Raw genomic sequence first — 300 nt, 5'->3', positions numbered from 1 at the left:
CATCTCAACGAGTTCCAGAAGCTCCGGATCGTCAACCTGGTCAACTTTGTTCAGGAATACGACCAGCGCCGGCACACCAACCTGACGGGCAAGCAGGATGTGCTCGCGCGTCTGCGGCATGGGGCCGTCTGCGGCGTTAACAACCAGGATACCACCGTCCATCTGCGCAGCACCCGTGATCATGTTCTTCACATAGTCAGCGTGACCAGGGCAGTCAACGTGTGCATAGTGACGCTTCGCGGTCTCATACTCAACGTGCGCCGTCGAGATCGTGATACCACGCTCACGCTCTTCCGGGGC

The 300-nt window shown here is 59.0% G+C and carries 1 protein-coding gene; it reads right to left on the bottom strand.

All coding sequences use genetic code 11. The features are described 5' to 3' along the window. A partial coding sequence (locus K6118_RS17220; protein ID WP_247121734.1) for a GTP-binding protein occupies positions 1–300 on the bottom strand: 300 nt, incomplete at both ends.

The organism is Kordiimonas marina (assembly GCF_023006325.1).
GTDB classification, from domain to species: Bacteria; Pseudomonadota; Alphaproteobacteria; order Sphingomonadales; family Kordiimonadaceae; genus Kordiimonas; species Kordiimonas marina.
This window is presented reverse-complemented; position numbering and strand designations above follow the sequence as displayed.